Below are 14,161 nucleotides of genomic sequence, written 5' to 3'. Positions count from 1 at the left end.
TTGAGCCGGCGGTTCTCCTCCTCCAGCTCCTTCATGCGCGCGACCATGGACACGTCCATGCCGCCGAACTTGCTGCGCCACTTGTAGAACGTCGCCGAGCTGATGCCGTGCTCGCGGCACAGCTCCGGCACGGGCGCACCGGCCTGGGCCTGCTTGAGCACGGCGATGATCTGGCTGTCGGTAAAGCGGGACTTCTTCATGGAACCTCCTCGAGAAAGGGTACGAGAAAATTCCACTTCTGGCGTCTGCTAATGGGCGGGGGGATTACCCAGGCTTTGCCGCAGCGCGAGGTCGCTCACGGTGTGCAGCAACTCCGATTGCACCATGCCGGGTGAGACCTCGGTGACGCGGATGTTCGGCCCGGATTCCTGGCGTAGCGCCTCGCTGATGGTCCTGACCGCATTCTTGGTCGCAGCGTAGACGCCCATCGTCGGCACGATGCGCAATCCCGCTGTGGAGACCACGTTGATGAAATGGCCGCTCTGCTGGCGGCCGAAGACGGGTAGCGCGGCAGCAATTCCGTGGAGTACGCCACGCAGATTGACGTCGATCATCGCGTTCCATGCGTCGACCTGCAGGGCGTCGAATCGAGACAGTGGGCTGATCCCCGCATTGTTGACCATGACGTCGAGCCGCCCGAATTGCGAGCAGGCCAGGTCCACCAGACCCAAGACCTGCTCGTGCACGGTGACGTCGGTTGGCCGGTAGACCGCCTGCCCGCCGGATTGGATGATGTCCTTGGCGACCTCGGCGATGCGCGCCTCGCGGCGTGCACCAAGCACTACCTTGGCGCCGAGCGCGCCCAGGTGAAGCGCGGTGGCCCGGCCCATGCCGCTACCGGCGCCGGTGATGACCACGACCTTGTCTTTGATCGTCATCTGCGTGCTCCGTGGTGGATGTGCCACCCACGGTAGCGCTGCCAGCTGGATGAATTATGCTTGCGCGGCCATGATTTCATCGCAATCGTCCAAAGACGACCCACTCTCGCAGGTTCTGGTCGCGCTGGGTGCCAGCAGCGCCGGACTCAACCGGCTGGAGGCGCGTGGCGATTGGGCGTTGTCGTTTCCGGAAAAGCAGCGGCTCAAGCTGGTCGCGCTGATACGCGGGGAATGTTGGATCTGTCTTCCGCGGCGGGCGCCCAAACGCGTAGTCGAAGGCGACGTGCTGCTGATCGGCAATACGCCCTACGTTGTTGCCAGCGATCCGCAACGCGCGCCTGTCGATGGTGTCTCGCGTTATGCCGGGCAGCAGAGCCTGCGCCTGGGCGATGGCGACGACATGGTGCTGCTTGGCGCAGGCATTCTCTTCAGCGGCGAGAACAGCGGATTTCTGATCGATGCGCTGCCGCGACTCATGAAGATCCAGAGTGCCTCTCCATCCGCCGGCGCCGTGCGCACGACGCTGGATCTGCTCGATGCGGAAATGGGCCGGCATCGGATGGGCAGCGCTCGGGTCGCGTCGTGTCTTTCCGAAGTGCTGGTAGTGGAGGCCATTCGCGCCTACATGCACGCGCATACACAGGCGCACACAAGCTGGATTGGTGCACTGGGCGATCGCCACATCGGCGCGGCACTCGCGCTGATGCACGGCGATGTTGCACACGCGTGGACAGTGGCCGAACTGGCATCGCGCGTGGGCCTGTCGCGCTCGGCGTTTTCGTCGCGCTTTTCGCAGACCGTCGGGCAGGCGCCGCTGCACTACCTGACGCAGTGGCGCATGCTGTTGGCGCACAGGCTGCTTGCCGAAACCGGTCTGGATATCGCCCACGTTGCCGAGCGTGTCGGTTACCAGTCGCCGAGCGCGTTCGGCCATGCGTTCAAGCGCATGTTCGGGGCGGCCCCCAAGCGCCTGGTGAGGCCGAGCGAGACATAGCGCAGCGATAAACGACGTCGCCCAGCCGAAGCGTTTGCGAGTGCACGTAAGTCCGTCGCTGGCGCCCATGTGATCCATTGCCGGCCCTGCGCATGCCGCTGATCTTGTTCATCGGCTCGACCCGCCAGCAATCGCGCCCTCAGTGGTGTGTCGTGACGGGGTGAAGGAAGCGGAGTGGCGTGCTTTGATGCATTCGCGGCCTCTGGGATCACAGTGCGGCGACGGCCTACCGCCGATCATTACCAGCATGAATATCGGGAACCAGATCACGGCGCGCACCGTGACCGTCACCTCGGGCGACGCCGGGCACGCAAGCAGGAAAGTCAGTGTGGAACTGTCCGGTCGCCCCGATCCGCGGTGGCAATCGTGCTTCCACTTCGTCGTGCAGGGCCGCGATGGCTTCTACATGGAAGGCCGCCCGTTCTTCGACCAGTCCAACGTCGAATGCGTCGTGCCAGCCGGGCAGGTAGATGCCTTTCGGCGCGAATTACCGGAGGTTCTGGCATTGACCAACACGCTTGCGCGCGCGCAAGCCAACAAGGATGCGGATCGACGCTAGGCTGCAGTGGATGCATGCTGCAGACGATACGCAGGTGTGATCGGCGCCGCATCGCATTGACGCAGTATTGGTTGGATCCGGGTGCAAATCACCAATCGGTTGGTGCGTAATCCTTCAAGAACTGGCCCCACACATGTTCGCCGGTGTTGAAGCCGTGGATGATCGGGTCGACGATGCGCGCGGCGCCGTCGACGATATCCAGCGGTGGATGGAAGCGTTCCTGCTGGACCTTGAGCGCGGCGATCTCTGCCGGGTCTTCGTCGGTGACCCAGCCGGTATCCACACTGTTCATATGGATGCCGTCGTTCTGGTAATCGGCCGCCGAGGTGCGCGTCATCATGTTCAACGCGGCCTTGGCCATGTTGGTGTGCGGGTGACGCGTGGTCTTGAAATTGCGGTAGAACTGGCCTTCCATCGCCGAGACGTTGACGATGTGCTTGTCGCGTTCGGGCGTGCGCAGCATCAGCGGCTTGAGCCGCGCATTGATGATGAACGGTGCGATGGCGTTGACCAGCTGCGTTTCCAATAGCTCCACCGACGGCACTTCGGCCATCAGCAGGCGCCAGGAATTGCGGCCGCGCAGATCGACCTGCTGCAGATCCTGATCTAGGCGCCCATCGGGAAACAGATGCTGCTGGCCTACCAGCTCATCGTCCAGCAACGCGATCTGCGAGAGTTCGGCGGCACGGGTGAGGCCGTCGGCGCTGTCGAGCCCACGGCCATGCACCGCGGGCAACGCGGTGGCCGAGGCATCGCGGAGCAACTCCGGCGTGCGCAGGCCTTCGTAATGGCCGACAAGATTACGCACGGTCTCCGGCAATTCGTGCAATGCGGCAGTTTCGCCGGCCATCATGTGGGCGTAAAACTGCGGCGGGCGCCGCACGGTCTGGCAGGCGTTGTTGATGATGAAATCCAGCCGCTCGCGCGTGGCCAGCAGTTCATTGCAGAACGCTTCCACGCTGGGGGTATGGCGCAGGTCCAACCCGAACACCTGCAGGCGATGACCCCACTGCGCGAAGTCCGGCTCCTGCGCATAGCGCGCGGCCGAATCGCGCGGAAAGCGCGTGGTGACGATCAACGCTGCACCGGCGCGCAGCAGCTTCAACCCCGCCTGGTACCCAATCTTGACGCGCCCGCCGGTCAGCAAGGCGACGCGCCCGCGCAGGTCGGCGGTTTCGGTGCGCTTGAAGAAATTCAGCTCCGCACAGGTCGGGCACATCTGGTCGTAAAAATGATGCAGCTCGGTGAACTTCTGCTTGCACACATAGCAATGGCGCAGCTCGGGCGAATGCGTGGGCTCCGGCGCGGCAGTGGCGTTTTCGCCGTTGTGGGCATCGTGCAGGCCGGCGGCATGCGGCGGGAAATAGTTCGGCGTGCTGAACACCGGTTTGCGCCGTAGTGCGCGGATCCCGCGTTGTTCCAGCAGCGCTTCGGCCTTGCGCACCTTTTCCTGGTGGCGCTCTCGCTCGCGCTGCTTGAGCAACTGCCGCCGCGCCTTCGGCTCGGGGTGATAGACCCTGGCGACCACTTGATGCAGCCGCACACGGTCGGCTTCGGGCAGGCTGTCCAGCACGCTGCGGTCGGCGTCGATGGCCTCCAGCACGTCCAGGGCCGCGCGCAGGCGGTCGGTCAGGGGCAGCTCGTCGTTGGGTACGGGTGGGGCGTTGGTGTTCAAGGCAGGTCCGGAATGGGCGGCTGGCGGCGCAGGCAAGGATGGCCGGCAGCCAGCAGGCGAAGACGGGAGCGGGCGGGCAGGGCACCGCAGCGCATGGCCGCTGGCGGGAAGTCGGCAGGTGGGCATTTTCGCCGATTGTGGTTGGTTGGCGCCAATGCGGGCGGCTGAGCGGGTCAGCCAGGCTGTTGCCGGGCGCTTGGCTGGCGGTATTGGGCGCGCCTGGAGCGATGGGCTGTCGTTGGAAGTCCCCCGGGCTGCGCGGAGGATGCGACTGGCCGGATGTTTGGGTAATCTCCCGCCACACCGGCGCGGATTGGCGCCCGGGCATTCAAGGGGACATCGATGAAGACTTCCATGCTGGCCATCGGGCTGGCCGGCTTGCTGTGTGCGTGCACGGTTGTGTCGCCCGATCCGGGGCAGCAGGCCGTGTTGGTGGATAAACCCATGTTCTTCGGCAAGGGCGGCATCCGCCTGGACGATGTGCGCGATCCTGGCCGCACTTACACGTGGCTGACCACGTCGGCCACCTATGTGGATGTGACGCCACAGACCGTGCAGGTGGCGTTCGACGATTTCTCCTCCAGCGACAACATCCTGTTGGACTTCTCCACCCAGATCCAATACAGGATTACTGTGCCGGCGCTGTTGTTGTCCAGGTTCGGGCAGGATTGGTTCAAGAACAATGTTGCCAGTCAGTACGCGTCCATCGTGCGCGACCAGGTCAAGCGCTACGACATGACCAAGATGATGAGCGACCCCGACACCGCCAGGAAGATCGACGATTCGGTGACACAAAACGTCAGTGCCTTGGTCAAGGAGCAAGGCCTGCCGATCCAGATCCAGAACATCACCCTGGGCCGCGCGCGCCCGAATCCGGATGTGTTGCAACAGATGAATCTGACTGCCGCGCAGCAACAGCGGGTCAAGACCCTGGTGGAGGCGACCACCGCAGAACGGCAGCGCGAGCAGGAGCAAGAGGCCAAGGCCGACGCAGATAACGCGTATCGCAACCGCATGGGCCTGACGCCGGAGCAATACCTGGCCAGCCAGATCGCCGAGCTCAATGCCGAGGCCTGCAAGAAAGCGCAGGCGTGCTACATGGTGCCGTCGGGAACCTCGGTGATTGCAAGATAGCTGCGCCGTTGCCTGCCGCCACGCGCAAGCACCGGGTGATGAATAGTCACACGCGCGCATCCCATCGCGCTGCTCACGCAGCCTGCAACATCGGTGGGCTACGGTCGCCTGTAAGTGTGGCGGTGGGAGAAAACACGATGGGTCTGTTGGTCGACGGCAAATGGCAGGACAGGTGGTATGACACCAGCAAGAGCGAGGGGCGGTTCGAGCGCTCGCAGTCGCAGTTTCGCAATTGGATCACGCGCGATGGCAGCGCCGGGCCGCATGGCCAGGGCGGTTTTCGGGCCGCTTCGGGGCGTTATCACCTGTATGTGTCGCTTGCCTGCCCATGGGCGCACCGCACGCTGATCTTCCGGCGCCTGAAAGGGCTGGAGTCGATGATCGACGTGTCCATCGTGCATTGGCTGATGCGCGAGAACGGCTGGACCTTCGCCGACGGGCCGGGTGTGGTCGGCGATACGGAGCATCACGCGCAGTATCTGTACGAGGTGTACCTCAAGGCCGACCCGCATTACTCGGGTCGCGTCACGGTGCCGGTGTTGTGGGACCGCGAGCGCAGGACCGTGGTCAGCAACGAGTCGGCAGACATCATCCGCATGTTCAATAGCGCCTTCGACGAGATTGGCGCTGCAGACGGCGATTTCTACCCGCAGCCGCTGCGCGAGCAGATCGACGCGGTGAACGCGCGTGTCTATGACACCGTCAACAATGGCGTCTACAAGGCAGGCTTTGCGACCACCCAGTCGGCCTATGAAGAGGCGGTGGCGCCGTTGTTCGAAAGCCTGGACTGGCTGGAGGCGCGTCTGAGCGCCCAGCGCTATCTCTGCGGCGACCGGCTCACCGAAGCCGACTGGCGCTTGTTCACCACACTGGTGCGGTTCGATGCGGTGTATGTCGGGCACTTCAAATGCAATTTACGGCGCATTGCCGACTACCCGCAGCTGTCGGGTTTCTTGCGCGAGCTCTACCAGATGCCGGGGATTGCCGATACCGTGAACTTCCAGCACATCAAGGGTCATTACTACCAGAGCCACGACACCATCAACCCCACCGGCATCGTCCCGATGGGGCCGCTACTGGATCTGGATGCGCCTCATGGGCGCGGCGGCTGAGTCGCATGTCGAGATGGCGCGGCGGTGCAGTGGCGTATGCTGCGCTACCGCGCGATCAACAGGACGACGTCATGCTCAATCATGTGATGGTGGGAACGAACGATGTCGCGCGTGCGCGTGCGTTCTACGACGCAGTGCTAGGGGCTGTCTTCGGTGCGCCCGCGCCGTTCGTCAATCAGGCAGCAAGCGGGCACACGCGCCTGTTCAACCGGCATGCGGGCAGCACCTTTTGTGTGAGCGAGCCGATCAACGACGAACCCGCCAGCCCGGGCAACGGCGCAACGATCGGCTTCAAGTGCGACTCGCCCGAGCAAGTGCAGCACTTTCATGACATCGCGGTGGCTGCCGGTGGCATCTCCATCGAAAAGCCGCCCGGTTTGCGTGAGAGCAGCATGGGCCCGACGTGGTTGGCTTATGTGCGCGATCCCGATGGGAACAAGTTGTGTGCGATCTATCGCCCGGCGTGAACGTGGGTTTTGGCGTGGTCTGTCGCAGACATGATTTGCTGAGCTGATGACGCGCGCGCACGATCGCGCCCACTGGCAGGCCGTCAGCACGACGCGTGAGGCAGCGAACGTGCGTTACCGTTTGGCCGCATCGTGCATGATCAATGTTGCCGCACCCACCGAGATCGCATCTTCGACGACGCCGGTGCTGGTCTGGCCGTAGCGCTCGATCGCACGCATCCGCACATTGAAGGTGAGATGGGCGGCAGCAACTGCCGTCGTCGCGCCAAGCAGCGCCGCGATGCCACGTTGTTCGCGCGGCGCCAACGCAGTGCCGACGATCACACCAGTGGCAATGCGGGCAATCATGCCGGGCAGCACGATGCGGTCGGGAGCGGTCTTCATCTTGTCGCCGGCCAACTCGCCGCCAGCCAGTGCCAGCATGCCGGCCGATGCCAGTGGGTTGGCGAGCAATGCCGGCGCGCCATTGTCGGCAGGCAGCCTGCCGGTGCGTGCAGCGTTGGCGACGGCGGCCAGCGGCGTCATCGAGCGCATGCCGGCAACGGCGCCCATCAGGATGGAGTGGATCAAAGCCATGTGCACCTCTGCATGTGCTCGACCATCGCAGGCGGAATGCCTGCGCGTGGCACGCTGTTATCGATCTGCGCAGACTAGGGTGTGGCGTGTGTGGGAGGTGGCAAGACGTTGTGCACGCCGCGCATCGGTTGCGCTCGCATGCCGGTGTCTGCCGTATGCAACACGCTGCGCAGCAGCGGGTGGTGTTCGTGGCTGACCACTGCGGTGCATGCCGTCGCCTTGGGCACTTCAGTATCCAGACGGCATGCCTTGCGTCAGCGTTCGCTCCGATCGGCAGCCTTGCTCCCAAGCAACGCCTTCAGGCCGTGGGTGATACCGCGCGGCCCGATGCTCAGGTGGTCCTCATCGTCGAGAACCTCAAGTGTGAGATGCAACGACGGATAGCCACGCGCACGCAATGTACGCGCCATGTTCTGGGCGTCGATGACCATGTCGTAGGTCTGGTGATAGCGCACTTGTTCGTACTGGCCGATGTACATGTACACCTGCGCCGGCAAATCGCCATGCGCGGCAGCAAAGGTTTTTTCCTGCGCCACCATCGCATGTTCGCCATACCAGTACGACGGGCTGCCCAGGATGTAGCCGGAAAACATGTCCGGGCTGCTCAACAGGATCTGCGTACCGAGCAGGCCGCCGTACGAATGCCCCAGGTACAGACGCCGCTGTTCATCGGTTCGGTAGCGGGTGGCGACAAACGGCAGGACGCGATCGCGCAGGTATTGGAGGTAGGCAGCGCTCTTGCCGTGGGTGGCAACCGGTGCGGCGGTTGGGCCATCTTCCGGCGTCGGCGTGTAGTCGCGCCTGCGGCTCGGCATGGGCTCTTCGCCGACGGCGTAGGACAGCCCGACCAAAATGAAATCCTCGATGGCCGGGCCTTCGCCATTCAGACGGCGTGCGATCTGTTTGACCAGTGGGAACGCGTAATCGCCATCGGTGGCATACACCACCGGATAACGCCGCTGCGGGTTGTCCGCATAGCCACGCGGCAGGGCGACAAAGACTTGATAGCGGCGGCCCGAGACTGGATCCGGCACGTCCCAGACCTGTGTGTCGGCCAATTCGTAAGGATGGCCCTCGCCACGCTGGCTGCCGGGCGCGTGGGCAAGCGTATGTGCTGCGACCGCCGGTTGCGGCGTTGCTGCTTCAGCCGGTGCCGGCGCTGGTGCCTTGGCGCAGCCGACCAGCAGCACCATCCCTAATCCTGCCAACAACACAGTCTTCAAAACAGCCTCCTGCAAGGTGAATTCGCAACATGCAACACAATCGGTACGCTGCCTTCAGTTCAGCCGCCCAATCGCGCTCAACGCAGGTGTCTTGGCCATATCGTTCGGGTTGGTGCCTGGCATGTCCTGTGGCACGGGCATGCCCTTGCTGCGATAGAACTCGATCCAGTAAGGCGAAATCTTGCCGGTCTGCAGGTTCCTGAAGTTCATCGGTTGCAGGGCAAATACGTGATGCATGCGGAAGGCGCGCTCGATGAAGTCCGAGCAGTAGTAACTGTTGTCGTCCGGCACGTAGGTGTCGTTGTACGGCTTGCCTAGCATGCGCCGCGCTTGCGCGATGGCGTCGGGAATGGCTGGGCGATACGTGGCGGTGAGCCGATACACGACAATCTGCCGCTGCTTCGCGTTTGCTTCAGCAACGAATGCTGCCAATGGTTGTTCGCGCGAGCCGTGTTCGTCGGCGTGCAGCACCACCGCAGCATCACCTGCATGCGCCACCAGCGCGACATGATCGAAGCTGAGTTGGCCTTGTGTGGCAGTGGCGTTGTCGATGGCGCCACTCAGGCCGGTGCGCGCTGCGGTGACGAATAGCAGATCGCCGTCCTGCACCTTCAGCGCCAGCGCCGTGGAGGGTAGCAAGGCGACCAACAGTAACAACAGCAGAGCGATGCGCATGGAGTGAGGCTTCAGGACAACGGAGCCGGCATTATCGCCGGGATGCACGCGACTGGCGCCAAACAATGCAGGGACATGCGCGCATGTCACCCCGCATCGGGATGCAAGGCACGCGCACTCGCTGGGCCTATTGACGTCAGTTTCGTCGGCCGGGACTGTAAACTGGCCATGCCAGCGGGCGTCGCCGCCGCCATCGCGTCGCGGCAATCCCTGTCTGTCTGGAGTGTTGCATGCGTGCGTCTTCTGCGTTGTCGCCGATGGGCCGACTGTTTGCGTTGGCTGCGTTTTTCGAAGGGCTGACCTGGGCCGGGTTGTTGCTCGGCATGTTTCTCAAGTACGGGTTGCAGAGCACCGAGTCGGTGGTCTGGGTGTTCGGGCGCCTGCATGGCGCGGCGTTTCTGTTCTATGTCGCGGTCAGCGTCATCGCCGCATTGCGGCTGCGCTGGCCGTGGTGGGCCTGGGCCTTGAGTCTGCTGGCGGCGTTGCCGCCGCTGGTGACGGTACCGCTGGAGATGTGGTTCCGGCGTCTCGGCTTGCTGGGCCAGCGGCGACCTGCTGCGCACTGACCCGCTGCGCGCTCGGCGCGCGCGACACTTGGCGGCACGTTCGCCGCTGACGCTGGCCCATCAGATCAGAGAGCCGGTGTTTCTTGCGCCGGTGGCAAGGACGAGCGCGCGCGGTCGAACACACCAAACGGATGGAGCGCGCATGAAGGGTGCCGGCGTGCCGGTGGAATCGCTGTACTCGTCCAACGAGGGCAACGGCTTCTACACCGAGCCGCATCGATGAGTACGACACGCGCGTGCTGGCGTTGTTGAGCAAGCAGTTGGGTGGCGGTACGGCCAACTGAGTGGCCACCGTGTCATCCGGGTCTGCCCGGATGACACGTGTGGTCCGGCAACTTGGCGCGGTGAATCGTCAGCCTCAGAGTGCTGCGCCGGCCACCATACAGTCTGCGCGCCGCTCAGTTCTTCGGCATCGGCTGCATCTGGTACTGCGCCGGCGGGGTCGCACCGAGCAGGTATTGCACGAAGTAATCCCAGCGGCGGCGGGTGACGTACGGGGTGAGATCGCCGTAGCCATGCCTGGCGTTGGGCAGCATCAGCATGTCGAAGTTCTTGTTGGCCTTGATCAAGGCATCGGCCACCAGCAAGGTGAGGTACGGCGGCACGTTGTCGTCCAGGGTGCCGTGCACCAGCATCAGCCGGCCCTTGAGCTTGCTGGCGTGGTTGGCGTTGGCCTGGTCGTCGTAGTTGGAGCTGCCGTCCTTGTTGACGATGTGCTCGCCGTGATATTTCTCGGCCCAGTCGTCTTCGTAGCCGCGGTTGTCGTGGTTGCCGCTTTCCGACCAGGCGACCTTGAAGAAATCCGGATAGCGCAGCATCGCGCCGGTCGAGGCGTTGCCGCCGCCGGAGTGGCCCCAGATGCCGACGCGATCCAGATCGATCCAGGGATAGCGCTGACCAAGCTCCTTCAAGCCGGCGACCTGATCGGGCAAGGTGTTGTCGCCCATGTCGGCGTACCAGGTGTCGTGGAAGCTCTTGGAGCGCCACGGTGTGCCCATGCCATCGATGGCAATGACGATAAAGCCCAGTTCGGCCAGCGACTGGTTGTCGCCATGTCCGGCGAGAAAACTACGTCCGCGCACCGAGCCGGTCTGCGGGCCGGGGTAGACGTAATCGATGACCGGATACTTGCGCGCCGGGTCGAAGTTGGTGGGCTTGAACATCAACCCGTACAGCGTGGTCTTGCCATCGCGTGCCTTCACCGTAATGGGTTCTGGCGGAACCCAGCCGGCCGCCTTGAGGCGTGTGATATCGGCGGTGGCAATCGTGCTGACAGTGCGGCCGTCGTCGGCTTCGCGCAGCAACGTGACCGGCGGCGTGACCGAGGTGGAATAGGTATCGACAAAGCGTGCGCCATCGGGCGACAGCGCGATGCTGTGGTTGGCCGGTTCGGGCGTGAGCAACACCGGCTCGCCGCCATCCAGGCTGACTTTCCACAGCTGCTGGTAGTACGGGTCCACGCCTGCGCTGCGGCCGACGCCGACGAACCATGCGGTGCGCGTCACCGGGTCCACGCGCAGCAATTCGGTGACGTTGCCTTGGCCGGTGGTGATGGCGCGTTTGGGTTTGCCGGTGGCCAGATCGTAGAGATACAGCTGGCCCCAATCGCTGCGTTCGGAGAACCACACCGCCTCGTTGCTGGCTGGCAGATAGGCCCAATTGGCCGCGACCTGGCCGCTCTCGTAATAGGTTTTGACGGTTTCGTCGAAGGCGGTACGCACCGCGCCCGTGCTGGCATCGGCAATGCGCAACCAGGTCTGCTTGTGGAAGCGCGAGGTGGAGGCGAACGCCAGCGTCTTGCTGTCCGGTGCCCACTTCACGTCGTCCCACAGGCCAGGCGAGCAACTTACGTCGTCGCAGAGCGTGGAACGATGTTGATCCGGCGGTGTCTTCAGGCGCAGCACGCTGCGGGTGGGCACGTCGATGATGACGCGCTCGATCATGGTCACGTCCTTGTCGCCGGCCAGCGGATATTTCCACGCCTGCAGCTCCGGATGGCCAAGCTTGGTGCTGACCAGGTACATGTCGCCGGTCTTGCGCTGGTCCTGCTGGAAGGTGGCGATCTTGCGGGAGTCCGGCGACCACGCCACGACGGCATTGTCGGTGTGCTGCCAGCCGGCGTTATCGGTGGCGTAACCGAAGTTTTCCACGCCATCGCGGGTGAGCTGGGTTTCCCGGCCACTGGCAAGATCGCGCACCCATAGGTTCCAGTCGCGTATGAAGGCTTCGCTGCGCTTGTCCGGCGACAGCACGCCCGGTTCCGGTTTGTCCTTGGCGTACAGCTTGCTGCAACGCGCACCCGCATCGCAGACCACGGCGGTATCGCGCACGTTGAGGCGGTAGCGACCATCGGCGGTGACCTTGACCACCGGTGCGAAGGTGTCGGCCTTGAGCGGCTTGTCGCCGGTCTTCAATAGTTTGTTGAGCGAAGCGACCAGCGCAGCCTGTTTGACCAGCGGTGCGGTCTTGCCGGTGCTGGTGTCCAGCTGCAGCAGCCGGTTGCCCTTGGCATCGTGATCGACATACACCACGTGCGTGGCGTCCAGCCAGTCGATACGGGTGACGGCGTGGTCCACCAGCGGCTGTGCGGCGTAGTTGATCAGCCGTTCGGCGCGCGCGTAGTCGGCCTCGGTGACGGCAGGGGCTTGCGCACTGGCAAGTGCCGGCAGGGCGGCCAGGGCGATGGCGACGCACAGGTGCCGCAGCGGCAACGGGGTGGTGGGCATGAAGACTCTCCGGGATGAAAGGCGCGCGCAATGCGGTCGGCGCGACCGTCCGATGCTACCCGCCACGTGGGCCGGGTGCCTCTGCCAGAAGTCGTGCTTGGCGCTCGGGGACGCACGGTGCCCGCTTGGCTGTTTCAACGGGCGAAGATCTGTCATCGGTGACGTGCAGTGACCGCCCCCCGGCGGCTGCGGGGCGACCAAACGCCAAAGCTGCGCCGCCAGCATCTGCTGCTGCCCGCCGCACACGTGCCTGCGGGCGAAAGGCGTGTCTGCGCAGCGCGACGCGCATGGTGCAAGCAATTCGCTCAGCGCCGGCGCCCCTGCGCGCGTGCTGCAGCGATGGCAGATCCGCACGCGCTTACTTGCTCATGCAGCGCTTCCAGCGCTCGTTCACCCGCTGCGCAAACCAGGCGGTGGTGAGCGTGCGGGTGATCTTGGGGCTTTCCAGGGTGATGCCGGGCAACACGGCACGCGGCAGCGGTTTGCCGGCGCTGCGCTCTGCCAATGCGAACACCTGGCGGTACAGGTCGGAGTCGGTGAAATCTGCGGTGTTGCCGTCCTCCAGTGCGCGGCGGAGCTGGCGGTCGCTCATCGCCAACTGGCTGCCCAGGCTGCGTGCGGCGCGCTCGGTGCCGCCGGGCGCATCCAGGCTGGCGCCCGGCGTGAGCAGGTCGCCGTCCAGGGCTAGCGCGATACCGCTGGCCTTGCTCAGCGCGGCCTGGAAGGCGGCATTGCGGCTGGCGTACCAGCCGGCGTTGAAATCGGCGAAGCGGTACAGCAGCGCGTCGTAGTTGACCGGATAACCCAGCAGATGCTGGGTGCCGAACCACAGCCCACCGCGTCGGCTGAAGACTTCGTGGCGGATCGAATCGCCGGGCGGGTAGGGGTAGCGCTGCGCATGCTGTTCGGCGAAGGCGATGCTCACCTGCATCGGCCCGGCGGAATGCACCGGGTTGAAGCCGTCGAACAGTCGCGCGCCCAACGGCACGCTGCCGGCGAAGTCTTCGAAGATGCGGCTCAGTTCCTGTTCGGTGCGCGCGGCAGCGATGCGCGTGGCATAGCTGCGCCCATCCGGCGAAGGCAGACGCAAGGCGGCATCGACCATGAAGCCGGGAATGTGATGCGCACCGGCGCGGCGGTCGATCTCTGCACGCGAGATCTTGCCCAGGTTGGGCACGACCGGGTTGGCCTGGTAGGTCGATTCCTGCTCGGTCACCGCCAGCACTGCGCAGATGTGCTCGGCGCTGGTGTCCAACGCCTGCGAGGACAGCGCCACGTACACATCGCTGGCCCAGCCGGCGCGGTCGGGCAATGTTGCCGGCAGGCGACGCGCGATATCGGCCTTGACCGCCTCGGGCGAGCGTTGCGGGGCCCGCGGGGCCTGCGTGGCGCAGGCCGACAACAGGGCGATGGCGAGCAGGGTGAGCACGCGGGGCAGGTGTGAGATCACGGCGTCTCCGGAAGATCGAGGGGCGGCAGCTGCCGTGCAGCAGTTTACGCGGCCGCGCCGTGGAAGCTTTACCTGCTGGCGCGCAAGGCTGCTGTGCCGAGGCATCGCGATGACAGGGCGATCGGG

The 14,161-nt window shown here is 64.5% G+C and carries 13 protein-coding genes and 1 pseudogene; 6 read left to right on the top strand and 8 right to left on the bottom strand.

The window, feature by feature from the left end; all coding sequences use genetic code 11:
• Both J7360_RS12190 and J7360_RS12185 read right to left on the bottom strand, forming a co-directional pair.
• The coding region (locus tag J7360_RS12190) for a transposase (RefSeq protein ID WP_059001059.1) at positions 1 to 200 on the bottom strand (200 nt) is incomplete at its 3' end.
• 69 nt (positions 201 to 269) lie between these two features.
• A pseudogene (locus J7360_RS12185) lies at positions 270 to 878 on the bottom strand (SDR family oxidoreductase); the annotation flags it as partial.
• Positions 879 to 927: 49 nt separating this feature from the next.
• Between J7360_RS12185 and J7360_RS12180 the strand changes: the two are divergent.
• Both J7360_RS12180 and J7360_RS12175 read left to right on the top strand, forming a co-directional pair.
• The gene (locus J7360_RS12180; RefSeq protein WP_057661386.1) at positions 928 to 1,872 is read left to right on the top strand and encodes an AraC family transcriptional regulator; all 945 of its coding nucleotides are present in this window, start codon (positions 928 to 930) and stop codon (positions 1,870 to 1,872) included.
• A 247-nt stretch (positions 1,873 to 2,119) separates the two neighbouring features.
• A complete protein-coding gene (locus J7360_RS12175) occupies positions 2,120 to 2,431 on the top strand; it encodes a hypothetical protein (protein WP_057661461.1) in 312 nt (103 codons plus the stop codon).
• Between the two features lie 88 nt (positions 2,432 to 2,519).
• Here J7360_RS12175 and J7360_RS12170 read toward each other — a convergent pair whose 3' ends face one another.
• Positions 2,520 to 4,106 (bottom strand): SDR family oxidoreductase, encoded by a 1,587-nt coding sequence (locus J7360_RS12170; RefSeq protein WP_040965494.1) that lies wholly within the window; start codon positions 4,104 to 4,106, stop codon positions 2,520 to 2,522.
• Positions 4,107 to 4,460: 354 nt separating this feature from the next.
• Here J7360_RS12170 and J7360_RS12165 point away from each other — a divergent pair, with 354 nt between their 5' ends.
• The 3 genes from J7360_RS12165 (at position 4,461) to J7360_RS12155 (ending at position 6,819) form a co-directional block, all read left to right on the top strand.
• The gene (locus J7360_RS12165) at positions 4,461 to 5,240 is read left to right on the top strand and encodes an SPFH domain-containing protein (RefSeq protein ID WP_209033939.1); all 780 of its coding nucleotides are present in this window, start codon (positions 4,461 to 4,463) and stop codon (positions 5,238 to 5,240) included.
• A 137-nt stretch (positions 5,241 to 5,377) separates the two neighbouring features.
• On the top strand, positions 5,378 to 6,352 hold the full coding sequence (locus J7360_RS12160; RefSeq protein WP_057661389.1) for a glutathione S-transferase family protein: 975 nt from the start codon (positions 5,378 to 5,380) through the stop codon (positions 6,350 to 6,352).
• Positions 6,353 to 6,423: 71 nt separating this feature from the next.
• Positions 6,424 to 6,819 carry a VOC family protein gene (locus J7360_RS12155; protein WP_057661463.1) on the top strand — a complete coding sequence of 132 codons (396 nt, stop codon included), beginning with the start codon at positions 6,424 to 6,426 and terminating at the stop codon, positions 6,817 to 6,819.
• Between the two features lie 114 nt (positions 6,820 to 6,933).
• Here the strand turns inward: J7360_RS12155 and J7360_RS12150 are convergent, their stop codons facing one another.
• The 3 genes from J7360_RS12150 to J7360_RS12140 all read right to left on the bottom strand — a co-directional run bounded on the left by J7360_RS12150 (position 6,934) and on the right by J7360_RS12140 (position 9,308).
• Positions 6,934 to 7,395 (bottom strand): DUF4126 family protein, encoded by a 462-nt coding sequence (locus J7360_RS12150; RefSeq protein ID WP_057661391.1) that lies wholly within the window; start codon positions 7,393 to 7,395, stop codon positions 6,934 to 6,936.
• 254 nt (positions 7,396 to 7,649) lie between these two features.
• Positions 7,650 to 8,588, bottom strand: coding sequence for an alpha/beta hydrolase-fold protein (locus J7360_RS12145; protein WP_007966044.1), 939 nt, complete (start codon positions 8,586 to 8,588; stop codon positions 7,650 to 7,652).
• A gap of 84 nt (positions 8,589 to 8,672) precedes the next feature.
• Complete coding sequence (locus J7360_RS12140) at positions 8,673 to 9,308, bottom strand: YiiX/YebB-like N1pC/P60 family cysteine hydrolase (protein ID WP_057661464.1); 636 nt, start codon at positions 9,306 to 9,308, stop codon at positions 8,673 to 8,675.
• Positions 9,309 to 9,523: 215 nt separating this feature from the next.
• Between J7360_RS12140 and J7360_RS12135 the strand changes: the two genes are divergently transcribed.
• Positions 9,524 to 9,859 carry a DUF3817 domain-containing protein gene (locus J7360_RS12135; protein ID WP_007972681.1) on the top strand — a complete coding sequence of 112 codons (336 nt, stop codon included), beginning with the start codon at positions 9,524 to 9,526 and terminating at the stop codon, positions 9,857 to 9,859.
• Positions 9,860 to 10,257: 398 nt separating this feature from the next.
• Here J7360_RS12135 and J7360_RS12130 read toward each other — a convergent pair whose 3' ends face one another.
• Positions 10,258 to 12,585, bottom strand: coding sequence for a S9 family peptidase (locus J7360_RS12130; protein ID WP_209033933.1), 2,328 nt, complete (start codon positions 12,583 to 12,585; stop codon positions 10,258 to 10,260).
• Between the two features lie 358 nt (positions 12,586 to 12,943).
• Positions 12,944 to 14,035: a DUF1615 domain-containing protein gene (locus J7360_RS12125; RefSeq protein WP_057661395.1), complete on the bottom strand. Its 1,092-nt coding sequence runs from the start codon at positions 14,033 to 14,035 to the stop codon at positions 12,944 to 12,946.
• Positions 14,036 to 14,161: the final 126 nt, after the last annotated feature.

Source organism: Xanthomonas sp. D-99 (genome assembly GCF_017746145.1).
Classification (GTDB): Bacteria; Pseudomonadota; Gammaproteobacteria; order Xanthomonadales; family Xanthomonadaceae; genus Xanthomonas; species Xanthomonas cissicola.
The sequence above is the reverse complement of the archived record's forward strand: the minus strand, read 5'-3'. Positions and strand labels throughout refer to the sequence as shown.